This is a genomic window from Pseudoalteromonas sp. L21, assembly GCF_021728035.1.
Taxonomy (GTDB): domain Bacteria; phylum Pseudomonadota; class Gammaproteobacteria; order Enterobacterales; family Alteromonadaceae; genus Pseudoalteromonas; species Pseudoalteromonas arabiensis.
Genome location: NZ_JAKKCV010000002.1, coordinates 27294 through 50395, shown reverse-complemented (window position 1 = coordinate 50395; position 23102 = coordinate 27294). Strand labels below are relative to the sequence as shown.

At 40.2% G+C, this 23102-nt stretch carries 20 protein-coding genes; 7 read left to right on the top strand and 13 right to left on the bottom strand.

Going from position 1 to position 23102, the window contains the following annotated elements; genetic code table 11:
- Positions 1-74: 74 nt before the first annotated feature.
- The 7 genes from L3V41_RS05495 to tagH are packed head-to-tail and all read right to left on the bottom strand — an operon-like array spanning position 75 to position 9482.
- The gene (locus L3V41_RS05495) at positions 75-866 is read right to left on the bottom strand and encodes a Stp1/IreP family PP2C-type Ser/Thr phosphatase (protein WP_062567660.1); all 792 of its coding nucleotides are present in this window, start codon (positions 864-866) and stop codon (positions 75-77) included.
- Complete coding sequence (tagF, locus tag L3V41_RS05490; protein ID WP_237115429.1) at positions 859-1587, bottom strand: type VI secretion system-associated protein TagF; 729 nt, start codon at positions 1585-1587, stop codon at positions 859-861. The genes L3V41_RS05495 and tagF overlap by 8 nt, the downstream gene beginning before the upstream one ends.
- Entirely contained in the window at positions 1569-5069 is a 3501-nt protein-coding gene (tssM, locus tag L3V41_RS05485; RefSeq protein WP_062567662.1) for a type VI secretion system membrane subunit TssM, read from the bottom strand. The genes tagF and tssM overlap by 19 nt, the downstream gene beginning before the upstream one ends.
- 10 nt (positions 5070-5079) lie before the next feature.
- The gene (gene tssL, locus L3V41_RS05480) at positions 5080-6360 is read right to left on the bottom strand and encodes a type VI secretion system protein TssL, long form (RefSeq protein WP_062567663.1); all 1281 of its coding nucleotides are present in this window, start codon (positions 6358-6360) and stop codon (positions 5080-5082) included.
- A gap of 15 nt (positions 6361-6375) precedes the next feature.
- Entirely contained in the window at positions 6376-7704 is a 1329-nt protein-coding gene (gene tssK, locus L3V41_RS05475) for a type VI secretion system baseplate subunit TssK (protein ID WP_062567664.1), read from the bottom strand.
- Positions 7705-7719: 15 nt separating this feature from the next.
- Positions 7720-8175, bottom strand: coding sequence for a type VI secretion system lipoprotein TssJ (tssJ, locus tag L3V41_RS05470; protein ID WP_062567665.1), 456 nt, complete (start codon positions 8173-8175; stop codon positions 7720-7722).
- Between the two features lie 17 nt (positions 8176-8192).
- Positions 8193-9482 (bottom strand): type VI secretion system-associated FHA domain protein TagH, encoded by a 1290-nt coding sequence (gene tagH / locus L3V41_RS05465; protein WP_237115430.1) that lies wholly within the window; start codon positions 9480-9482, stop codon positions 8193-8195.
- 267 nt (positions 9483-9749) lie between these two features.
- Between tagH and L3V41_RS05460 the strand changes: the two genes are divergently transcribed.
- The gene (locus tag L3V41_RS05460; protein ID WP_237127292.1) at positions 9750-11711 is read left to right on the top strand and encodes a serine/threonine-protein kinase; all 1962 of its coding nucleotides are present in this window, start codon (positions 9750-9752) and stop codon (positions 11709-11711) included.
- Between the two features lie 129 nt (positions 11712-11840).
- Positions 11841-12191, top strand: a complete 351-nt coding sequence (locus L3V41_RS05455; RefSeq protein ID WP_237115431.1) for a PEGA domain-containing protein — start codon at positions 11841-11843, stop codon at positions 12189-12191.
- A gap of 59 nt (positions 12192-12250) precedes the next feature.
- Here L3V41_RS05455 and L3V41_RS05450 read toward each other — a convergent pair whose 3' ends face one another.
- A complete protein-coding gene (locus L3V41_RS05450) occupies positions 12251-12610 on the bottom strand; it encodes a DUF1294 domain-containing protein (RefSeq protein WP_237115432.1) in 360 nt (119 codons plus the stop codon).
- Positions 12611-12659: 49 nt separating this feature from the next.
- Between L3V41_RS05450 and L3V41_RS05445 the strand changes: the two genes are divergently transcribed.
- Entirely contained in the window at positions 12660-13184 is a 525-nt protein-coding gene (locus L3V41_RS05445; protein ID WP_062567669.1) for a hypothetical protein, read from the top strand.
- Positions 13185-13239: 55 nt separating this feature from the next.
- Here the strand turns inward: L3V41_RS05445 and L3V41_RS05440 are convergent, their stop codons facing one another.
- On the bottom strand, positions 13240-13782 hold the full coding sequence (locus tag L3V41_RS05440) for a carboxymuconolactone decarboxylase family protein (protein WP_237115433.1): 543 nt from the start codon (positions 13780-13782) through the stop codon (positions 13240-13242).
- Positions 13783-13883: 101 nt separating this feature from the next.
- Here L3V41_RS05440 and L3V41_RS05435 point away from each other — a divergent pair, with 101 nt between their 5' ends.
- A complete protein-coding gene (locus L3V41_RS05435; protein WP_237115434.1) occupies positions 13884-14465 on the top strand; it encodes a TetR/AcrR family transcriptional regulator in 582 nt (193 codons plus the stop codon).
- 41 nt (positions 14466-14506) lie between these two features.
- Here L3V41_RS05435 and L3V41_RS05430 read toward each other — a convergent pair whose 3' ends face one another.
- The 3 genes from L3V41_RS05430 to L3V41_RS05420 form a co-directional block, all read right to left on the bottom strand.
- Positions 14507-16006, bottom strand: a complete 1500-nt coding sequence (locus tag L3V41_RS05430; protein ID WP_130151820.1) for a DUF3360 family protein — start codon at positions 16004-16006, stop codon at positions 14507-14509.
- Positions 16007-16257: 251 nt separating this feature from the next.
- Positions 16258-16440, bottom strand: a complete 183-nt coding sequence (locus L3V41_RS05425) for a hypothetical protein (RefSeq protein ID WP_237115435.1) — start codon at positions 16438-16440, stop codon at positions 16258-16260.
- Between the two features lie 27 nt (positions 16441-16467).
- Positions 16468-18591, bottom strand: a complete 2124-nt coding sequence (locus tag L3V41_RS05420; RefSeq protein WP_237127291.1) for a methyl-accepting chemotaxis protein — start codon at positions 18589-18591, stop codon at positions 16468-16470.
- Positions 18592-18865: 274 nt separating this feature from the next.
- Here L3V41_RS05420 and L3V41_RS05415 point away from each other — a divergent pair, with 274 nt between their 5' ends.
- Entirely contained in the window at positions 18866-20599 is a 1734-nt protein-coding gene (locus L3V41_RS05415; RefSeq protein ID WP_237127290.1) for a GMC family oxidoreductase, read from the top strand.
- Positions 20600-20626: 27 nt separating this feature from the next.
- Here the strand turns inward: L3V41_RS05415 and L3V41_RS05410 are convergent, their stop codons facing one another.
- On the bottom strand, positions 20627-21055 hold the full coding sequence (locus L3V41_RS05410) for an organic hydroperoxide resistance protein (RefSeq protein ID WP_237127289.1): 429 nt from the start codon (positions 21053-21055) through the stop codon (positions 20627-20629).
- A 123-nt stretch (positions 21056-21178) separates the two neighbouring features.
- Between L3V41_RS05410 and L3V41_RS05405 the strand changes: the two genes are divergently transcribed.
- Together L3V41_RS05405 and L3V41_RS05400 are read left to right on the top strand one after the other, a co-directional pair.
- Complete coding sequence (locus L3V41_RS05405) at positions 21179-21610, top strand: MarR family transcriptional regulator (protein ID WP_062567676.1); 432 nt, start codon at positions 21179-21181, stop codon at positions 21608-21610.
- Between the two features lie 93 nt (positions 21611-21703).
- On the top strand, positions 21704-22717 hold the full coding sequence (locus tag L3V41_RS05400) for a zinc-binding alcohol dehydrogenase family protein (protein ID WP_237115439.1): 1014 nt from the start codon (positions 21704-21706) through the stop codon (positions 22715-22717).
- Positions 22718-23102 lie beyond the last annotated feature (385 nt).

The following is a 23102-nucleotide window of genomic DNA, read 5'->3' as shown; positions in this document are numbered from 1 at the left end:
CACAATTTCAATTATAACAACCAAAATAAATAATAAAACCATATTTATGATGGAGTTAATAAAAATAACAAAACTTACTTTCTTGACAACATCGGGATAGTCAAATCATCAAGCGTTAACTTTTGATTAGCACAAGAGTTAACCCCTTCATTCTTCACTAAAATAAATGTCACATTATCTTTTGCGCCACGCACAAGCGAAGAGTGAATTAGTGCCATGCCAGAATCAATAATATTTTTTGGTTCTAACGCCAGACTTATCTCTGAGTCGTTCAGTTCTCCAGTTAAGCCATCCGAACAGAGCAAAAAGATGTCTTCGCTGCGCAAATCACCTTCTTTAAAATCAACATCAACTTCGTCTTGCACACCTACAGCACGCGTTATCACATTCGCTAGAGGGTGATGCCTTGCTTCTGCTTCAGATAAAACACCTTCATCGATAAGGTCATTGACTTGACTGTGGTCCCGAGAGACTTGTGATAAGCCACCGTTACGGTATAGATAAATGCGACTATCCCCCACCCACAGTACATAGTATTTGTCATCCTTCAACAGCAAAACGGTGACCGTGCTCCCTGCGGTTTTATTCGATAGGTAGTCAGTGCTGTACTCAAACAACTTTTGGTTTGCTTTTTTTATCGCGTTAATAAGGATGACTGTTGATATGGAAGAAGCAGGTAATGACTCTACTTCATTTTTAATCACATCAACAACCATTTGGCTTGCAAAATCACCAGCCTCATGGCCGCCCATACCATCAGCGACAACCCAAATATTAAACTTATTTAGCTCAACATAAGCATCTTCGTTTAACTGCCTTACTGCACCTCGATGAGACACCGCATAACTTGTATAATTTTTATTCACGCTCTCTTACCTGAGTATAATTCCACTCCCAATGCTGCCATCGGCCATCTAGCATTGCTGCAACCTGATTAACAGGCGGTAATCCAGCAGTAATAAATACCACTGGTTTGATGTTTATCGAACCATGTGTCCACCAAACACTGTAATCGCCATACTTACTTGAGAGTAAGCTATGTAAAACGTCCTCTAATGATTCGTCGCCAAGCTCAACCCCTTGAAACTCAAAAGCTATCGCTGATTTGTTTTCATCTGGTGAAGTATGCTTACTAAAACGTTTTTTAGTCACAGGCGTATTTTGCAATGTACCCAGCACTTTTTTACGCCACACGCTTAAGTCAACGCTCTCTTCAAGAACAGATAGCACTGCATCCTCGTACTCCAATGAAAGCAAGTTTGAATGTAAAGCCTTCATTGGTAACTGCTGCGTGTCTATCACGACGGTAAACGGGTAATGCCTGCCAACGGCATCAACACTTGGCAGTAATGTGCCTACTTTTCTATCCTCAGTGACGACATTTTCACATAATGCAAAATGCCACACAGGGCTGGTCAAGTATCGCTCCTGCCACTGTGAACCGAGCTGCTCTTTGCTTACAGCAATAGCAGCTTGTAACCAATGTTCCCAATGCTCACTAAATTGCTGACAAATGCCATCTTGGACAAAATCACCTAGAAAAGGGACCTTACCCAAGTAGCCTAACTTTAAAGCCTGGTCGGACATGAAAAACTCTCTATACTTGCGTTCCAGAATGGATGTCTAATCGATTTTGGCAGTAACTCAACTGTCGCATTATTTCCTTGCAATGAAAATTGCAGCTGTAAATCCTTTTCTGTCTGTGCTCTTTTCGCCTGTAAGTCATCTAACATGCGATACAAAGACCATTCACCCTCGTAGCTGGCATTGATAGTGCGTCCTCCATATGGTGGAGTAAACACAATACGCGTTTTATTTTGAGCGACATCACCAGGCCAAACGATGCTTTTAACTTTAGGTGGACCATGACGATAAATCATTGATTGACCATCTATCTCAAGCATGAAACTGGAAACTGTTTGATCTAACTTTAATGGTTTTAAACCAAACTCAATGCGCGGTGTTTTGCTGTTACCATCAAAAAATACTTCGCGAATTTTGGCGGCTTTTTCAAACATTTCTAATGCTGACTTGCTTACACCGATATTCTTTTCGAATCGCCAAGGGCTCTTACTGGTGTCGACACTTGGTGCGATATAAGTATTAAAAAAGCTATCGATTGTGCCATCTGGACCAAAAAAGTCTGAGAAATCTTTAAGATTTACCTCTTTAGATGAAGTCGAAACAAACGGATAACGACCCACAATTGCATCGTTGTACTCACGTAAAACAGTACTTTTCCATATTTCATTCAAATGACGATTTGCACTGCTTCTGGTGATATTTGATGTATCTTGACTGATATTCAATAACCAATTGTTCGCAGGATAAGGTAACCCTTTACTCTGGAACTCTAATTGACTAAGGAACTCAGGCTTACTCTTACCACTTAATTGATTTTTTACAGATGATTTTAGTAACCCGCCTCTATCAAGTTGATTTAAGTAAATATTTAACTCTCTTAAACTTGCTTGAATTTGCTCAAGTTGCTGCTCATCAATTTCTAAAATATCACTAAAGGCTTCTTCAACCTGATAACCCGGAAGCTTTATATCAAACTGTGGTGCTTCATTTGGCAAATAACGCTTAAGTCTATTAGCCTTAGTATGCATTGCAACTTCAGCGGCATTCGCCGCAACCTTACCGGCTGCCTTTTGATTTTCTGAAATAGGTAGCTTAGTTAAACGCACATTCTTTTGTACGGTGGTAATAATATTTTTTATTGGAGTTTCTGGACCCGCCAACACATCAGTAACTCTGACGCCTTCATTAGGTGAGTTAAACTCATTTAGCGAAAGTTCATTAATAAACGAGCGCCAATAATAGATGTAATCTTGGAAATATTTCTGTTCAAGCTTTTTCTCTATATCTGCTTTCGAAATATCATAGGTCCCTGACGCTTCTTCACCATACACCCAGCTACTTGCCATCAAGTTACCCAACATCTTACTTTTCTCAACATTGAAGATGCCATGATAGCCATTATAAGTATAAAGACCTGGGATACTTTTCATGATTGAGTCTGAGTTTTGGAAGCTAAACTGTTTCGCACTTTCATAGCTGATAATGTCAGTTAATTTGAAAGGCGGAATGCTGCTGTCGATAAAGTCAGCTTGCAACCTTTGATAAGCACGCTCTGCAATAGGTAACTTAGTTAGCTCCGCTCGTGCTAATCGCACAGCTTGATGATCAATTTCTGATTCAGAGAAACCATGCTCTAACAATGCTTTTGTATGCTCAAATAATTCAGCACGTGTTTGGAAATTAACATCGCCTGGTAAGTTTCTCTCGTAATATGCACTAAACCAAGCAAGCACATCTTCATTATTGTAATGCTCAGGTTCAAAGAACATTAAATAACAACGTAAGGTTTCGTAGAGATAACTTAAATAATCAGCCTGCTCTGTCATCTCAGAGGTCAGCGCATTTAATAAGTAAGGCTCTAAGTATGTTTTTAATGAACGTATATATGCTTTTTGCGAAGCCTCCGTGAGAGGTTCTACTTTGCTAAAGCCATAAGCTTCAAAATCATCGGCTTCTAACTGATTAACCGGGAAATTTTTAAGCATATTAAAGCGCTGATTTAGCACAATTAAGTTCGCTTTATCGACCGTATTTTGATCAAGAGCTTGATACTCACTGAGCGCATTATCGGTTTTGCTGATAAGCTCATTGTTCCACGAAAAGCTCACATACCAAGAAATACTCAAGCCTAATAAAACAACACTCGTTACGGCTAAGCAAGATATACGTAGCCACTTGTTCTGCTTTTCATGGTGTTTGTTAGTGCTTGCTAAGTTTTGCTCAGGAAAAATGACTTTTTCTAATAAGCGTTTAATAAAGAAGCTTCTTGTCTGATTAATATAATCTTTCTTTACCGTACTTTGCTCGTTTAACAGGTTTGAAGGCACGCCTTCTTGAGTCGAACTTGTTAAATAAACACCGCGGAATATTGGCAGGCTCTCGTATGCATTAGGTGTGAAAATTTCTTTTAAGAATGAATAACCGACATTTTGTAAAACACGAAGCTGTTTAGGAAACTCAAAGATCTTCGATCTATTCGTTAGATCATGTTCATTGATCAAACGTCGATTAAGTAATGTTGTTAAATTAGAGATAAGCGCGTGAAACTCTTTATTAAATGCATCCATTTGATTGTCAGAGTTAGCATCAAGCTCGAAAGTAACACCCCAAACTTGCTCACACTCTTCATCGCTGAGTTCACAAAAGAACTCTCTAAACCCTTCAATTAAGTCAACTTTTGATAAAATAACATACACGGGGAATGTCATTCCAAGTTGACTTTGTAGCTCTTGTAAGCGCTGTTTAATGGCGCGTGCGTGTAAGTTTCTCTCTGTTTTTGTTTGGTTCATTAATTCAGAGATGCCCATACTAATCACCACACCATTAATAGGTCTTTTCGGGCGGTACTTTCTTAATAAGCCTAAAAATCCTTGCCATGCTTTCGCATCATGTAGAGCATGACTATTTTGTGTTGTATAGCGCCCTGCAGTGTCAATAATCACGGCTTTATTGGTGAACCACCAGTCACAGTTTCGCGTTCCGCCCACACCATGCACTAAATCAGTGCCAAGCTTATCTTTTAACGGAAAATCAAGACCTGAGTTATTGATGATATTTGTTTTACCAGCACCAGGAGGGCCAATCATGATATACCAAGGCAATTGGTAGATGTTTCGCCCGTTGAATAACTTAGCATTCTTAAGTAATTCAATTGCCTCAACCATACGTGCTTTTAATGTTTTGATCTCCTCTTGGATTTCATCGCCAGCACCTTCATCAACCTCAATTAGTTCTTCGGCCATGCTTTCGTTGCGTTTATTTTGCTTTCTTAGATGCAATAGCTTGGTTAAGGTATAAATTAATAAAATAGCAAGTATCAGAATCGCGCGTGCCGCAACACTTGCCAAAGGAGTGTAATCAGCAATAGAGATCAATGGACCGCCAAACCAGATCAACAAGAAGAGCGCTATAAAGCCAATTACAATCATAACTTTACGAGAGGTAAGCGCGTACATAGCACGCTTGCACTTTTGAATAAAACTCATTGCAACTCCATTAAAAAAGTAAGTCGATTTCAATTCTGCGATTCAATGCTTTCTGATTTGAATCGGCATTACTCACCAAGGGCTCCGCAGAACCTCTTCCTTCTGGCCATAACCTACCCATTAAGCCTGTATTTTTGGCCATAGAGTTTGCAACTTGCGTTGCTCTTGCTAATGACAGGTGCCAATTTGAGGGGTACTGGTTGGTACTTATTGGACTGTCATCAGTGTGACCTGTTATTAAAATTTTACCTTTTGTGCCCTCAAGGCTCAGCGCAAGCTTTTCTAATATTGGTTGGAATGAAGGACGTAACGACGCTTCACCAACATTAAAGAGGCTTTCGTTATTAATGGTAATTCTAATTCGATCCGATTGACGCTCAATACTAACTACACCACGTTGTATTTCGGTGTGCATTAACTGTGTTAGTAGATCAAGCTGTGTATTTTTAGTGTCTTCGGTTTGTGAAGATGAAATAGGGTGTACTAAATTTAAATTATCCGTAGTCGTTGCCACTTTTTCATTTAAACGCATATTAAAAAATAAATACACGGCCAATGTGAGTAGGGTTAAAACAGATACAACGACCCAAAGTGGGATCTGGTTTCTTAACTCCATACCGGCTGCAACACGGCTCTTCCAAGACGGTGTTAGGTATTTACTTTGAGGTCCATCTAGTTGATTTAAAATGTGATATACGCGATTTCGATAATCATCTATCTTACTATCGCCGCCAGTATCAACCCGATACTTACCTTTAAAGCCTAAATTTAGACAGTGGTACTGTAATTCTAAAAATTCTTTGTTTGCTTCAGGGTGTAGCAAGGCATCATCTAGCAGAGTGAAAAAGTATTCTCCGCCAAACGTCTCTTTATGGAATGTTGATAGTAAGCTTTCTTCCGCCCACTCCAGTGAGCTCCACTTAGCATTTAACGCAGCTTCATCCAATGCAGCACACAAACAATAGCGGGCATTATTTATCACTGACAAATCGATAGATTTGGCACGCAAAGTACTTTCAAAACGTTTAATCGACTCAATGGCTCGGTGCTTCAAGGCCGCTAAATTTTCAACTTCCGAAGATTGGTTGATGAAAATCACTAAAGAAAAGCAGTCATTAGCGGCTTCAAGTAAACCATTTTTGAATATTGAAATATTATTTAAAGGCGCACTTCCACTTTCAGATTGACTCAGTGATACGACTGTTTTATCTGAATGCGATTTTGAAGTATTTGCATCCTCCATGCCTCGACTCAAACGGCCTGGACGTGGTTTAATTATTGTTTCATCCATTGAAACTTCCCTCTGTTAGCTTCTAATAGCCCATAAAACCAAGTTAAGATCCGGATAGTTACCGGACAAGTGAATTGCAATCCCACCGCTTGATTTTAGCTTATTCCAGTGTTCACTTTGTTTGTTAAGCTCAAAGTAATGATAACCCGCATGATATGGAACCTGACGCGGTGCTGTTGGCAGACTGTTAATCGATATCCCTGGTATTTGGTTATTAACCAAGTCACGAATTGTCTCCACACTACCTATCTTAATTTGTGAAGGTAGTAATTTACGTAATTCTTCATGCGGCACGCTGGCTTTAACTGCAAGCACAAACTGAGACGAATCAAGAATACTTTTATCTTTTAAGGCACCAAAAGAAATACCAAACTTGCTTTGTTCAAGCTTAATTTCGGTTGCAGTTTGTTCAATAACTTGACTCAGAGATTGATACAAGAAGCTTACAACCTCTGAAAAGACGAACTGTAAATTTGCATGATCATACTTAGGTAAGACGGGCACACGCTTATTGGCTGCACTGAATGTTGCAAGTTCGCCAGCCATCTCAATTAAGCGCGTGTAAAATGCTCTTGGATGAACGTGAGAATGATTTAATAAGCTTTCAAAAACAGCGTCGTATTTGTTAAGTGTTTGAAGCATGATGAAGTCAGCCACAGACGCACTGCCAGCATACCCTTGACATAATCTTCCAGAGATACTTTCAGCGCGCTGTTTTATCAAACTGCCAATCTCTCTTACAAGACCAATTAACGGTTTACAATGAGTAATTTGCAAGCAGGGTGGAACGTATTTAGGGTCAAGCTTAATCGCCCCCTCGTTCGTTACTTCACTAATACGCGCAACGGGCAATGTTACGTAACCTGCTGTATCATCAGACATTAACATTAGTTTGCTATGAAGCTGTGCCACCTGAATAACTTCTTGCGCTTGAGAACCTAAGTTATCATCACTAATCGATAAATCGGCAATTCGATATCGCGTAACTAGCTCATCTTCTTCAGTCGCTAAATTTATACCACTGCTTTTCAACGCTGGAACAGCTAAACATACAATTTCATTGTAGGTATTTTTTGGTACAACAAGCGGAGCAGGCAACTGCTCATTACTTGGCATGTTAATTGGACACAAATCAGAGGTAACAGCCGTTAGACTGTCAATAGCAAACTGCCCTGTTACCAATAAACCGGTATCAATATCGATATCAACAACGCCCCACGAGTCAGCAACATTCGCTTCTATAATTTTCCTAATCGTGCTGAAGGTATGCTTGTCTGCTTGCTGGAAATGTTGGGGCCTTAAAAACATGCCCTCAGTCCATGCGACCCGCGTGTAATCACTCATTTTAATTCCTTTTAATCATCTCATGTAAGTCGCTAGCGACTCTACATTCACATCGATATCGTCGTAACCTGTTGGATCTACTTCAATAACTGAACGCCAGCGTGCTTTTTCAATATCTCTATACGCCAACACAACGCCAATGAATCGCGTGTTCCTATTTAAGCTCATTTTATACTCAAGCTTAGATCCTGGCTGTAACTCTAACTCATCTTTCTTTAGGAGATCTGGTCCTAAAATTTCTTCTGGTGTATCGTAAAGACTGAAAAAGTCTTGCGTATCAAAAATAGTTCGCGAACTAAGTTCAAACACTTTTAAAACTACAGGAGAAGGACGTCCTGAAATATCAGGGTTAACGTCAGCGGCAACATTAATATTTAGATCAGTTGACGGTGGCACAAATTTATTAACCGTTGAGCAGCCAACTAAAAAAACTAATAGAGCTCCAGCAAAAGTAAGTTTGGACTTTAACATGCTTTTATTCCCTTATATCACGCTTTACTGTGATTATTGTACGCTCGCAAAAATTCTTCAGATAATGCTAATACACCTTTTGTTTCAACATCTTCAATAATTTCAGCGTGTAATTTTTGATATATATCCCAACTCGATGAGTCAGAATAAGTTGGTAAGTAATTTAAAATACTCTCTTTGTTACGCACTTGCTGCTTGATGCCATCAGGAGATAATTGCTCTAATGCACCAGAAAGCGCGCCGGTGGCACCTGCTAACAGCCCTTTTTCATGGGCTTTGGTGTCGATAAAACTCTCTTGAACCGCTTTATTTGCCTGTAAGTAGCTTGAACTTTTACGAATAAATAAGTTTTGAATAGCATCATCAAGCGTGGCAGAGAACTTCAAAGGGTTATTTTGTTCAACCTGAAATGTCGTGTGGTTCAACTTGAGTTGATTTTTTAGTAAAGAACGTTGGCGAATTAAATCCATAGAGCCGACTAAAAAATGTCTCAAGCTCTCGCCCATTTGTGCCCAAACACGTTCATCGTTTAATTCATTCGCAAGTTCATCATTCACTCCCAAGCCTTCTAAAAAAGCAGCAACTAAAGGCGAATCACCATTGCCCGTAACCGGTTTAGGTGCTTTAGCAGGTTGAGTAGCGCTATGCTGAGCTGGCTTTTGTTGAACTTGCACAGGCGGTTCAGCAACAGGTGGACTAGCCAAATGTTGGCTACTTTCACTTACTACTTCGTTACTTGAACCCATAAACGCTATTTCATCCCAGTCTTCAGGGATTGGTTGGCTTAATGAGCTACTGTTAACTGGCTCTGAAATAGGTGCTTGCGGTTGCTGGAAAGAAGGCGCTATCATCGCTTCGTCCATGCCACCAGCAAATTCATTGCTTAGCGAAGAATTCGCCATGTCATTATTCTGGTTATAGTTCTCTACTGACGGACTGGGCTGACTAAAAGCAGCAGCAGATTGATGTGAGCTTTGCTTTTGAAGCTGATTAGACAACTTAGCTTCAATTTGAAAATCACCAATGGATAGTACATCACCATCCGATAGCAAATGTTTATTTTCCTTACCCAGCGGTGAAACAGAATAGTTAATAAATAAACCATTCGTAGAGTAATCATAAACGTAGAAGCCATCTGCTTCTTTGACAACTTTACCGTGTTGACCAGAGATGACCTTTTCAGGGTCAGGTAAATGCCAATCACATTGATCAGAGCGGCCAAAAGTTAATTCCTGTTCTACTGTTTTTGTAGCCTCAATCTCAGGTGAAAGTCTATGATAGCTGGTAACATTTAAAACCACTTCCATTTGATTGTTAGTCCCATAAATCTAAACATTCTAATAGAATAAAATACTTCGTTAACCAAAGTCAACGCTGTCTAATATACAAAAAACCAATTTAATTATTTCATAAAACTAAACAATAGGCGTTCTATCTAATAAAAATAACTCAAAAATAGTTAAACAACATAGTTCCTTGTTTATTTATACTAGCTGAATGATTGCTTATTATTTTGTTTTTTGTAAAATACACACCAATCAAACAGGAATGTTGATTTCAAAAAAGGAATTTAAATGACGACCGATAACGATAAAACACGCATTGCTTCAATTGAAACTAAAGGCAAAAGCCACAATTCAAATAAACTTCATCTTATTGGTAAGAAGTTAGCCCAGCGATACCTAATTGAAGAGTTAATAGGCGAAGGCGGTATGGGCCACATATATCGTGCCCGCGACATTCACCTAGAAACAAGCACCCATCAAGATAACTTTGTAGCAATTAAAGTTTTACATGAGGAGCTGTGTGATTCTGAGGAAGCCATTTCGCTTCTAAAAGATGAAACAGTCAAAACTCGTTCTTTATCTCATCCAAATATTGTAAAAGTATTCTCTGCATCTTCAGATGAATCGCATCACTTTGTTGTTATGGAGTGGGTTGAAGGTGAAACATTAGAACAGCTTATAAAAAGAAATAAACCTAATGGCCTCACTCAAAAGCGTGCCAAACCTATTCTAAAACAGCTTATTGATGCATTGTCATACGCACATGCAAAAGGGATCATTCACAATGATCTTAAACCGTCTAACGTCATGTTTGATTCTCAAGGCAATCTAAAAATTTTAGATTTTGGTATTGCAAAAACACATAGCCATGAAGATCTATATGCAGCACCTAGCCTAAATGATGACAAACCAACCAGTACTGGTTATACCCCGACCTATGCAAGTCCTGCACAGCTAAATGGTAAAGAAGCTACCAAGAAAGACGATATTTTCTCTTTGGGCTGTATTGCGTACGAACTTTTAACCAGCAAACATCCTTATAACAGAAAAGCCGCTAACACGGTTAGCAAAGACACCACGGTTAAAAAACCAAGCAACTGCTCAGTCTTTCTCTGGTCAAAATTAAAAAGATGCTTACAGCTTGATGAAGCTAAAAGAGCTGAAGCTTTAACTGAACTTAATAATGAGCTAACTAACAGCAGAGTTCCTTTACTTGCGCATGTTGCATGTTATTTCATTATTATTGCGGGTAGCTTTTTCTACATCAACTCGGTTCAAGAGCAGCAAACAACATTGGATGCTAATTTCAAGAACTCAGTTGCTAAAGTTGAACAGCTAGAAGCATGGATGACTTGGGGCGGCGATGAGTTGCCTCAACGATTAGATGAAATACCTCCACAATATAATGTTTTAAAAGAAGGTCTTTTAAAAGTTCATCAACACAAAATAGTTGGTAGGTTTGAGCAACGAGTCGACAACTTAGCTCGCACGTCACTTAATACAAAAGACTATGACAAAGCGATAGACATTTATAATGAGGCACGGGTGTATTACCCAGATTCACAATTATTAGCTAGCAAGCTTGATAGCCTACTAACAGAAAGACAGTCTATTATCTCAGATTTAAGCTACCGCTTAGATGTGCTGCTTGCCCAAGCTAGATATGATGAAGGTGGCGAAAACAGTATTGAAAACTTGATGAAGCAGCTTTCAATTATTGACCAAAGTTACCAGTATAAGCCAAGCGAAGAGTACGAGAATGTTTATAAATTAGCGGTAATGGATGCGATTGAAAACGATGACTTCGCAATGCAAAAAACACTGTTAAATGTTGGTGAGCTCGCATTTAAAAATGCTGACAATCTTCAACCTCTGCTGATTGCACTTAGGAAGAAAGAGTCAGCAATGACTGCACTTATTAGCTACAACAATAAAGTAAGCAACGGTCAATCAGCAAGTTACCCTTCTGAAGATGCGCTTATTTTTTATCATGAAAAACTAGAAGGCTTCAAAACTCGTTTAGCTGAAATAGAAGACTATAAAGAGCTAATGGAGTTCGATGAAGCATTTTCTAAACAAGCTGAGATTTTCCCAGACACATTTGAGCCTATTTTATTAATTAAAGATGAAATTGCGAGCAAGTATATTTCTATGGCAAGTCAACTAATGAAGCGCAAAATGTATAGAACCGCGGAAAAATTAGTCGAACGAAGTGAAGTAATAAGAAAAAGTTTAGAAAATACAATTTAGTGCTATTTATAAATTAGCCAAACGTCAAGGAAGACTCAATTTGCACATCTCACGTGCTGGTTTTCCTTGTTGTTACATTTAATTTTAGTCTATGCAGTCAACGTCAATACAACAGAATATGGAGTAGTTATGAAAAAGTTAAGTACGTTATGTGTCATGTTATTTTTAACAGGTTGTTCGACAACCTCTACCGAAGTTGCTCCTAAACCCGAGCCTGTAGTAGAGCCAGCGGCGACAGCCATTGTAGCAGAAGAGACAGCAACCTCTTTAACTGTTATCACAACACCTGACGATGCGCGTGTGCGTATTATGAATATTAAGCCTGTTTACCAAGACGGTATTGAGCTTGATGAAGGTAAATATGATATTGAGGTAAGCAAACCTGGCTTCTTAACTTATCGTAAATGGGTCGAAGTAAATAAAAAGACTGTATTAACTGTTGAGCTTGATAGCGTCCCAGCAACTGAATCAGCACAATAACGTATCGTTACTTTTTAACAACCACAAAGGAAAGCTTAGCTTTCCTTTTTTATGCTCCACTACATATATTGCAAATAACACAACAATGATAAAGCACATCCATTTGCAATAATTGTAAGCCAAAGCACAAAGATAAAACGGCGCTTTTTAGATTTATGCCTTAACCATTGCTGAGCAACTAATGAGCCTGGCCAACCGCCGAAAACACCTAAAATATGTAAGGTACGTTCAGGGACTCTAATCACATTCTCACCATGTTCAGCTGCTAAACGTTTATCCCAGCCATACACCAAAAAGGTTATCAGACTTACTACCGAGTAAATACCAGCAATCAAGTAAGATAGATTTAGCTGCCAAGATGCAACCCATAAAAATAGTAAAAAACAAACAGCAAAAAATGTTAGAGCTTTCTTAATCAAAGAATTATCACCTATACTAGACAAAATTATAACTAAACGAGGCATTATTATGGCACATCTAAAATCGCTTTTACTATCAATGTGCTTGTGTACTTTTTCGGTATTGTCGGCAGAGCCGCAGCTATCAGAACATTTGCAAGTTTTTAAACCTTATTTAGGCACATGGCAAGCTGACTTTGATGTTGCACAAGGTAAGCCAGCTGTTCAGGATGTAAGTACTTGGCAACGCGCACTCAACGGCATGGCAATAAAAACCATTCATTCAATAAATGAAGGTGAATATGGCGGCGAGTCGATGATTTTTTGGGATAATAACAAGCAGTCTCTGGTATTTTATTATTTCACGACCGCAGGGTTTTACACAAAAGGAACGATGAACGTCCTCAGTCCTACTCAATTTGTTGCTTACGAGAATGTGACTGGCAGTCAAGAAGGTATCACGAAAGTAAAATCGACCAGTGAGTATAAAGATAACAGCTTTATTGTTTCAACGTCATACTTAAAGAAAGGGCAATGGACAAAACCTGAAAAGCGTATCTATACCCGAAGTAATAAAGAGGTGAAGTTTAAATAATCACTCAGTTTGAGCACGGTCTAAGCGAGTAAACCTAAACCGTGCTCAGTAAACGCTATTTTGCAAACTTTTTAAAAGGTTCATCAATCTCAGTGTTAGCAAGATGATTAGTATAGTTACTCATCACTTTTTGCGATAAGCCTAATACAATTTCTAATAACTGCTGATTCGAATAACCTGCATCAAAAAAAGCGTCTAGTTGCTGTTTATCAATAACCCCTCGATTCCGCGTCATCGCTAATGTAGTACCACGAAGGATCTCGAGCTTAGCACTCGCTAAAGGGGTTTTATTAACAAGCGCATCCACAATTGCTTGATCAACTTTCATACTTGCCGCTATTGCACTATGTGCTGGCACACAATAGTGACAATCATGTTCTACATTAATCGTCTGCCATACAACCGTTAGTTCCTCAGCCGTGAATGATGTTTTTTGGAATAGCTCATGCAACACTTGATATCCCTCAAGTAATGTTGGTGCTTCAGCCATTACAGCATGCAAGTTAGGGATCATCCCAAACGCAGACACTGAATTATCTAGAAGTGATTTTGCCGCTTCTGGAGCCGTATCTTTAGTATGTAACGTAAAGTTTGACATGTGTTCTCCTAAGTCTTTTTTAAGTGATGGATGCATAGCCTAGTTGTTTTTGAGCACTCGCTCAAGTTAAAATTGAACAAGTGCTCAAATTGGTGTTAAAAATGGTAAATAAAGTTAAGTTCGACCGAGAAAAGGTAATAAAAAAGGCGGGGATTCTATTTTGGCAAAAAGGCTTTTCGGCCACCTCAACGCGGGATTTACAAACGACCGTTGATATGCGCCCTGGGAGTATTTATGCCGCCTTTGGCTCAAAAGAAGGTCTATATAGTGAAGCGCTTAAAAACTACGCTGAACAACTTAAGACATTACTCGCCACACACTTATCAAGTAGTGCTAGCATACTTGAAGGGTTGCACTCTTTTGTTCAAGCTGTATTGGAAGATTCAGAACCCGGTTGTGAAATATGTATGTTAATTAAAGCGAATGCTGAATTTGACTACTCACAGCCACTACTGAAAAACTTAACGAATGATCTACTGCAACAGTTTGAATGTTACCTAACAGATATTTTTGACACTGCACAAAAACAAAATGAACTAGCAACTAACCATGCACCGCTAGAATATGCGCGTTTGTTTCAAATCCAATTTACAGGTCTAAGAAGCTACATGCATAGGTCCCAATCAAACACTATAAGCAATGAGCTAGTAGAGATGATGTTTAAACTAATTAAAGATTTTTAACTAAGCAAGTTAGGGCAAGACACTCAGCTTGCCCTTAAAAATTAATGTCTAAAGTCAGCCATTAACGCTGGAATACCAGGTAGCATACCCACAATAGCCATCACACCAGTTAAAATAACGAACATCACCAGTGGAATAATCCAACGGCTCATTGGGGTTAACTCAGAGCTACGTTCTTTACAGCCAATCAAACCCAAGTTATCTAATAACATAGTCAGTGACCAACCAAACGCAGGATTCACTAAGGCAGAAGAAAACACCACAATTGCTGCTGACTGGGTAGTTTTGCCTTCTCGCGTCATTTCCATACCTGCTTCAAGTAATGGAATAAACACCCCGACAATCAGTGCCACACATAATACCGGTTGCCAAATGGCTAAATCCATTGGGTAGCCCCAAATACCTGCAATGATACAAAATAAAGCCGTCAACACCGCACCGGCTGGTATCGGTCGCTTCGCGATGGCTGCTGGCACAATGTAAGTTCCCCATGACGAGGTAAAGTTTGAACCACCTAACAACGAACCAAAGGTCTGACGAATTGAGGCGCTAAACATTGTATCATCTATGTTCATTTGAACCTTTTCAGTGCGCTCAGGGTAACTAATTTTTTGAAACACTTGATGCCCCAAAAAGTCAGGAGACCACATCGCAACCGCAAGCACCGCGAATGGCAATACCACTACAAAGCTCTCAAGTGTTGGTAAGCCAAGCATCCAGCCGGTGTTTTCACCCCACCAATACATCGGGTTCATATTAGGCAATCCAGGAGCTGTTTTAAACTCAAACGGCGCGCCCAGTAAAAAGGCGATTAAACCACCCAACAAACAACTTAACGGTACGGCTAACCAACGCTTTTTGTAATGCTCAAGCAGTGCATACAAAACAATAGTCGATAAGATCACAATAAAGGCAATGTGAGTCATATCGATGCCCTCAGCCCATGCAAACAGCTTTTTAACCTGTGAAATTGTACCGATAAAGCCAAGGTAAAGCAGTAATCCCCCACACACACCACGGCTTGTTAAGCCCGCCAGTAAACTGCCTCCTTTACTGAGTGCGAGCAATAAACCAAATGCCCCGATCAGTAATCCAAACGCCATAGGATGACCACCCGCAGCAACCACTATAGGTATTAAAGGGATCAGCGGCCCATGCGTACCAGCCAAGTTTGCTGTAGGTAAAAAGAATCCTGAAAACAATAAGATAAATATAGAAACAATTAATAGCTCATAACGAACATTTTCTAAAATAAATGCTTCGCCAAGGCCAAGCGGGGCTGCAAATGTGGCAGCAATTGCACCCACCATCACCACTTTACCAATCGTGCCTGCCATCGCGGGGATTGAATCTTCTAACTCAAAACGATAATCCCGAAAGGGTAAGTTTGGTCGCCAACGCTTAGGTTGCATGATTTGCAGTTCATTCTCGAGGTATTCATCGCGGCTTGAAAATTCGCTGCTAGGTTTGTGGAGTGCTTTATAGCTTTGCTGGTCTAGCTCAGCAGGCGCAGTTGATGCTTGATGCTGCGTCTTATTCATGACTTCTCCTACTACTTAATCTTGAAAATTGTGTGAGTCTTTATTCTGCATTTAGGGTAAAGCAGCGAGGTACAAAACACGATTAAGCAAAAGGTAGGGTATGAATTTGTAAAAAAGGCAGTTTTAAAATATAGAACATCAAGAAAGAAAAGTTAAACTCATGAAATCAAAAAACTTTTTAATATCTAGTTTATAAAAAGGCAGGCAAACAATAAGTAACTGCTTACTTTTTAAGCATATTAACTATTAGTCTAATAAATTGTATGAATAGCAAACAAGATAGATAACAGTCGAGAAATGGGGTGCAAGATACGAACATCTAGCAGCGATTTCACATCGCGTTTGTCCCATATTTCACTCATTGCATCTTGTTGTTGTTCACTTATGACGCGGTATAAAACCGCTGCTACATGCAGGCGTAAGACAAGTTTCACGCCTGCATTTAATACCTAATTTAACACCTATTTGGTTTTCAACTTATTCAATTCATCATCTTGCTGTGCAACGAGTGCATTAAGCGTTTGACTACCATCTCCAGCTTGTGTTGATAGCTCGGCTAATTGCGATGCGGCATCTGAAATTAAGGTAAGATTACGATTTATCTCTTCCGTAACTGAGCTTTGCTCTTCTGCTGCCGTTGCTATATGGGTAATTTGTTGTGTAATTTCATCAACTTTTACCACAACTTCATGCAGCGCATCAAAAGCGACCGAGGTTTCATCCACCGCAGTTTGAGCTCTCACAACCCCTTGCTCAATAACTTTAGAGGCATTGCCCACTTCAAGCTGCAAGCTGTCGATAAGACCACTGATATCATCCGTTGAAGCGCGTGTTTTAGACGCAAGCGCCCTCACTTCATCGGCAACCACAGCAAAACCACGGCCTTGCTCCCCTGCCCTTGCCGCTTCAATTGCTGCATTAAGCGCAAGCAAGTTAGTTTGCTCTGCAATTGTTCTGATCACGTCTAGAATTTGTGTAATATCGTTACTTCGCGCCGCTACTTTCTCAACGGCTTGATTAGCTTCTTTTATCTCGCTCGACATTGTTTTAACTTGTGTCACCGCAGACGATAAGCTTGACTCACTGCTGACCACTAACCCGTTAATTTCATCAGCTTGTTGAGCTGACTGCTCTGAAGCTCTCGCTACTTCCAGTGCAGTCGCACTCATCTCATTCATTGCAGTTACTACGCTCTCAATTTCTTGGAACTGAGCTTGAACATTGTGTTTGGTATCAACGGCAACACTGGTGGCAAGCTCTGCCTGTTGCTTTGTTTGAGTTGATACGTTTTTTAGCTCGCTAATCAGTGTTCGTAGTTTGGCAAGAAACGCATTAAAACCTGTAGCCAAAGCAATAAGCTCTTCGTGGGTCTCAACATGCAAAGTCTGCGTTAAGTCACCTTCAGCACTGGCAAGATTATCGACCCGTTGCTGAATTTGTTGCAATGGTGCAACAATCGTTCGTATTACTAGCAGCATAATCAAAAATGCGGCACCAGCAATGATTAGTCCTGTAACCAGTATTAAACCGCCTAACGTATTTGCATTTTCACTCATCGTATTAGCAAGAGCTTGCGGACCTTCAAGAGCAAGCTCTGCCGGCACCTCTATTAATAAATTCCACTGTGTGTTTGCAAGCTTAATGGTGATTGGATAATTAACTAAATACTCTGCGCCCACCTTAAAAATACCACTTTGCTTTTTTAACTTATTGTAGTTTTCAAGCATATTTTTTGGCACCGCTTCTTTAAGAGGTCTGCCAAGTTTATCTTTGTAATGACTACTGCCAACGACTAAATCAAGCGAGCTTAATAAAGTAACCCGGGCTTTGCCGCTATAAAGCTCTTTTGACAACTTTTCTGTCATTTTTTGGAAAACAGGAAGGGTTAAATCAACACCTGCAACGCCTATAAACTTTTCACCTCTAAGAATTGGAACTGTCAGAGAGGTCATCATTTCTGAATACCCAGGCGAAATTTCATAAAGATACGGCTCCATAATGCAAGGGACTTTCGTGTCTTTCACACACAGGTACCATTCAGCTTCTCGTTGACCAAATTCATTGAGTGTGTCTACGTATTTTTCTTTAACATCTTCAACAACTTGCTGTTCAATAGTACCATCACGATTACGGGTAAAATAAATTTCAAGCGTCCCCGCCCCTGCAACTGAGTGATCATAACCGCTGATAAAATTTGCATCGCGGTTATCAAACCCATTGCGCTCAAATTGAGTATAAATAGACGACAGTAAGGTGTTTTTTTCAAGCAATGAGCGGTTTAACTCCACAACAGCTTCACGCGTTAGCGTACTCGCGGCTTTTTCATCACCCAACATCGCAGCATAAGAGTATGGCACACGATACGCTTCATTAATAAACCCAGCAACTTGCTCACCATAGGCTGCTGCATTAGAGGCAAGTTTATCTTCAACCTCAGCAACAATCAGCTTTTCAGATTGCGCAGATAGCTGTTGGTTACTGCTTGATAACTGCCACCATAAAACACTCGATAGAACAAACACAGTAATAAAAATACTGCCAACGGTAAGCCATAATAATTTCTTTGCTAATGCTAACTGCCGCATTGATTTTTCCCATTTTTATTGTTGGTTTGCTAATAGTTTAGACCATTTGCATGACAACAGAGAGACGAATAGAAAAAAAGTGTGAATTTAAGGCTCATAACCCCATCTAAACGAATTAACTGTAACTGCTTTGCTATGTTGGCTGCCAACACTCCTTATAACAATTAATCAGCTGTATTTAGATGGTTATTTAACTTTTTCAAATTACGTTCTATCTTTATCCAGAAATCTTTTTAAATAAGCTCATAATAATAAACACCTACAGGTGACAATAATGCAGCAACACACATTTGATTTTGATCAAATTATCATAGGCTCTGGATTTGGCGGTTCTGTCAGTGCGCTACGTCTAAACGAGAAAGGTAACCGAGTTTTAGTACTCGAAAAAGGCCTGCGCCGCGAAGATAAAGCGTTTCCAAAGACCAACCTAGATATAAAAAACTATATGTGGCAGCCTGAAATTGGTCTAAGAGGCTGCATTCAACTTTCACTTACCAGCAAAGTGACTGTGCTGCATGGCGTAGGTGTCGGCGGTGGCTCACAAATTTATGCTAATGTGCACCTTATTCCTGATGATGAGGTCTTTCAATCTCCAGCGTGGACGCGGATAAAGCCAGACTGGAAAGAAAGCCTAATGCCCTACTATGGTCTTGCACAGCGAATGTTAGGCAGCGCCAAAAATACCTACACTAATGTTGCGGATGACACGCTTAAAGATATTGCTGAGCAGATGGGTCAAGGTGACTCATTCAAAACCGTGAACACTGGGGTGCTTTTTGCAAAACCTGGCGAAGCCTATAACAAAGAGCTACCAGACCCTTACTTTAATGGCGATGGTCCAAGGCGAAATACCTGTCATTACTGTGGTAGCTGTATGACAGGTTGTCGCCATAATGCCAAAAATACCCTCATGAAAAACTATCTTTACTTTGCCGAGCGCAATGGCGTAGAGATAAGAGCTAGCTCTGAAGTAATAAAAATCACCCCGCTCAATGCAGATGGCAGCGCCGGATACAAAATTAAGATTAAAGATACCAGCCATCGCAATAGCCATATTTATACGCTAACAACACGAGGCGTTGTGCTAAGTGCTGGGGTGATGGGCACTGTTCCTTTGCTTTTAAAAATGCGCGATAAAGATAAAACACTACCCAACATTTCGCCATGGCTTGGTCAGCAAATTCGCACTAATTCTGAAACACTTACCACAGTGAACAACACCACTAAAAAAGTTGATGACGGTGTTGCGATCAGCTCATTTATTTCGGCCGATAAAGACACCAACATCGAAATTTGTCGGTTTCGAGAAGGTGCTGATGGCACGTGGCTTTATTTACCTTACGTTCCCATGGTCACGGGAAAAGGCCTCAAGCGTATTACTAAGTTTTTAGTTAATACACTTCGCCATCCAATAAAAACGGCCAAAGTATTACGCTCAAAAGGCAAAGCCCGCAGCTCAATTGTATTTTTAGTGATGCAAAAATCAGAGGCGTTTATTCACCTTGAATGGCGACGTAAATGGTATCGCTTATTTAAAAATGGCATTACTGCCGTGCAAAAAGAAAATGACACGCCGCTTAGCGTTAGCTTTCCAAAAGCAGAAGAAGCAACCAAACTTTACGCCGAAAAACTCGGTGGTGTACCAGGTTCAGCCTTAACTGAAGTGCTCTTTGGTGTCCCGATGACGGCGCATATAATGAGTGGAGTTGCCATGGGTACTGATGCTTCTAACGGCGTCGTTGATAGCTCTGGTGAAGTCTTTGGGTATCAAAACCTACGTGTTATCGACGGCTCAATCATACCAGGTAATTTAGGGGTAAACCCATCATTAACCATTACCGCATTGTCTGAGTACGCGATGAGCCAAATACCCGTATTCGATGAAACAAGAGCAAGTAAGATTAAGCCAATAGAATTTAGTAAACCACGTGAAGGCCTAGTATCAGCGCTTACTGGTTCAGGTGATTTAGCAAAATCGATTGCTGAAAAACAAAAAAGCCGTGCATAAAGCACGGCCTATTTTGATAAATAGCAATTAGATCACTGATAATTCTACAGCAATGTTACCACGCGTTGCGTTTGAGTATGGGCATACTTCGTGCGCTTTATTAACAAGTGTAAGAGCGGTGTCTTTATCAAGATCACCCACTGATACCGCAAGCTTAACAGCAATACCAAAACCACCTTCGATAGGACCAATTGATACTTCAGAGTTAATGTGAGTATCTGCTGGTAATTTAATTTTTGCTTGGCCAGCCACTAATTTTAATGCGCCGATAAAACACGCTGCGTAACCTGCTGCAAATAACTGCTCAGGGTTAGTACCTTGACCATCATCACCACCTAGCCCTTTTGGTGTTGATAGTGCCACATCTAAACGACCATCATCTGATTTTGCTATGCCTTCACGGCCACCTGTTGCTGTTGCTTTAGCTGTGTATGCGATGCTTTGTAGTTCTTTCATGATTACTCTCCTAATTGAGTGAAAATATATTTTGTATGCAAAATATATTAGATCAGCTTTTCCGGGATTGCAAATACTTTGCATGCAAATTAAAATACTCGTATTGAATTTTGAGGATCGAGTATGAAATACCCACAACTAAAATTAGATAACCAGCTATGCCACCGCTTATATATGGCATCGAATGGGATTGCCCGTGCGTATCGAGATTCTCTCAATCAATTAGATTTGACCTACCCGCAGTACGTAGTAATGATGGCGCTGTGGGAAAAAGATCAGATCAGCATTGCTGAATTACTTGAAAAAACCGCTATTGATGGCGGTGCGATGACGCAAATTTTGAAAAAAATGAGCGATAAAGCATTGTTATCGATCACCAAAGATAGCCAAGATAAACGCAAACGACTCGTGCAGCTCGAAGCCAAAGGCAAGGCGATGCAAGATCAAGCTGCCGATATACCGTCGCAAATTCGTTGTCGCTTCCCAAGCGTGAGCGAACCACAAGCGTTGCAACTGATTGAGTTACTCGATTTAGTAAATAGTGACCTTAATTAACAAAAATTATTTGAAAGTGAATTTGGATTACACCGCTTTTTAATAAAACTAGATGCGCTATAGTGTTCAAAACTCATCAATACGGACACCATCATGAAAGCATTTGGATACACTACAGCAACCCCAACGTTATCAGACTCTTCATTACAAGCGATTGAATTACCTGATCCTGTTGCCACAGGTCACGACATTCTTGTAGCCGTAGAAGCAATTTCAGTAAACCCTGTTGATACTAAAATTCGCGCTAACGTGTCACCAGATTGTGGCTACAAGGTTATTGGCTGGGATGCCGTGGGGACGGTTAAAGCTGTTGGCGACAAAGTTTCGTTATTTAATGTCGGTGACCGTGTGTTTTATGCTGGCGACTTAACGCGCCAAGGTAGCAATGCTGAGCTGCAACTTGTTGATGAGCGCATTGTCGGTCTTGCACCAACAAGCCTTAGTAATAGTGAAGCAGCCGCCCTGCCATTAACCAGTATTACAGCGTGGGAGTTACTGTTTGACCGCTTACAGATTGAAAAGTGTAAGAATAATAAGCCAGCTTCAGTATTAGTGATAGGTGCCGCCGGTGGCGTGGGCTCAATTTTAGTGCAACTTGCCAAACAGCTTACCAATTTAACCGTTGTTGGTACCGCCGCACGAGAAGAAAGCGCCAACTGGCTTAAAGATTTAGGCGTTGATCATGTGCTTGATCATAGCAAAAACCTTAATCAGCAACGCCTTGCAGCCGACCTGAATGAATTTGATTACGTAGTGAGCTTAACGCACACCGACCAACACCTTGATAGCATTATGGAAGTGATCAAGCCACAAGGTAAATTGGCACTGATCGACGACCCTGCAAGCTTTGATATTTTAAAGTTAAAGCGTAAAAGTATTTCCCTGCATTGGGAGTTTATGTATACCCGCTCAATGTTCCAAACCGATGATATGATTGCCCAGCATCAGCTTCTTTCAGAGCTCGCGACCTTAGTGGATAACGGTACAATCAAAACAACATTGGGTGAGCATTTAGGTAAGATAAACGTAGCAAACCTTATTAAAGCCCATGGGATATTAGAGTCTCACAAGGCTCGTGGAAAGCTTGTATTAGAAGGGTTTGAGTAACAAGCATGTAGGTGGCGCAAGCATCTAGCGGCGATTTCACATCGCGTTTTGCCCTCGTTTCTTCCCTACCGCACCCAGGACGACCTCTAGGCGTCACGCTTGCTTGGCGCGCGAAACAAGTTTCACGCCTACGTCCAGGGGTTTTACCTTTGTGTGGTAGTTAATAATTCATGACTAAAGTCATTCCTAGGAGGCGCGAGTATGTAGCAGCGATTTCACATCGCGTTTTATTCTCATTCATTAACGATAACAGGATAGGTCTTTCATACACGCATCATTAAAGTGCACAGAATAAAACTTATTTCCCTATTTTAGTGCTTGGAAAAATTACTTATAACAACAAAAATCACAACATATTGATTTAAAACAAATTTAAATCATAAAA

What these genes read in the sequence shown, in the direction of transcription:
- tagF (WP_237115429.1), bottom strand. Translation starts at nt 1,587, where the DNA reads ATGTCCGACCAGGCTTTAAAGTTAGGCTACTTGGGTAAGGTCCCTTTT.
- tssM (WP_062567662.1), bottom strand. Translation starts at nt 5,069, where the DNA reads ATGAGTTTTATTCAAAAGTGCAAGCGTGCTATGTACGCGCTTACCTCT.
- tssL (WP_062567663.1), bottom strand. Translation starts at nt 6,360, where the DNA reads ATGGATGAAACAATAATTAAACCACGTCCAGGCCGTTTGAGTCGAGGC.
- tssK (WP_062567664.1), bottom strand. Translation starts at nt 7,704, where the DNA reads ATGAGTGATTACACGCGGGTCGCATGGACTGAGGGCATGTTTTTAAGG.
- tssJ (WP_062567665.1), bottom strand. Translation starts at nt 8,175, where the DNA reads ATGTTAAAGTCCAAACTTACTTTTGCTGGAGCTCTATTAGTTTTTTTA.
- tagH (WP_237115430.1), bottom strand. Translation starts at nt 9,482, where the DNA reads ATGGAAGTGGTTTTAAATGTTACCAGCTATCATAGACTTTCACCTGAG.
- L3V41_RS05460 (WP_237127292.1), top strand. Translation starts at nt 9,750, where the DNA reads ATGACGACCGATAACGATAAAACACGCATTGCTTCAATTGAAACTAAA.
- L3V41_RS05455 (WP_237115431.1), top strand. Translation starts at nt 11,841, where the DNA reads ATGAAAAAGTTAAGTACGTTATGTGTCATGTTATTTTTAACAGGTTGT.
- L3V41_RS05445 (WP_062567669.1), top strand. Translation starts at nt 12,660, where the DNA reads ATGGCACATCTAAAATCGCTTTTACTATCAATGTGCTTGTGTACTTTT.
- L3V41_RS05440 (WP_237115433.1), bottom strand. Translation starts at nt 13,782, where the DNA reads ATGTCAAACTTTACGTTACATACTAAAGATACGGCTCCAGAAGCGGCA.
- L3V41_RS05435 (WP_237115434.1), top strand. Translation starts at nt 13,884, where the DNA reads ATGGTAAATAAAGTTAAGTTCGACCGAGAAAAGGTAATAAAAAAGGCG.
- L3V41_RS05430 (WP_130151820.1), bottom strand. Translation starts at nt 16,006, where the DNA reads ATGAATAAGACGCAGCATCAAGCATCAACTGCGCCTGCTGAGCTAGAC.
- L3V41_RS05420 (WP_237127291.1), bottom strand. Translation starts at nt 18,591, where the DNA reads ATGCGGCAGTTAGCATTAGCAAAGAAATTATTATGGCTTACCGTTGGC.
- L3V41_RS05415 (WP_237127290.1), top strand. Translation starts at nt 18,866, where the DNA reads ATGCAGCAACACACATTTGATTTTGATCAAATTATCATAGGCTCTGGA.
- L3V41_RS05410 (WP_237127289.1), bottom strand. Translation starts at nt 21,055, where the DNA reads ATGAAAGAACTACAAAGCATCGCATACACAGCTAAAGCAACAGCAACA.
- L3V41_RS05405 (WP_062567676.1), top strand. Translation starts at nt 21,179, where the DNA reads ATGAAATACCCACAACTAAAATTAGATAACCAGCTATGCCACCGCTTA.
- L3V41_RS05400 (WP_237115439.1), top strand. Translation starts at nt 21,704, where the DNA reads ATGAAAGCATTTGGATACACTACAGCAACCCCAACGTTATCAGACTCT.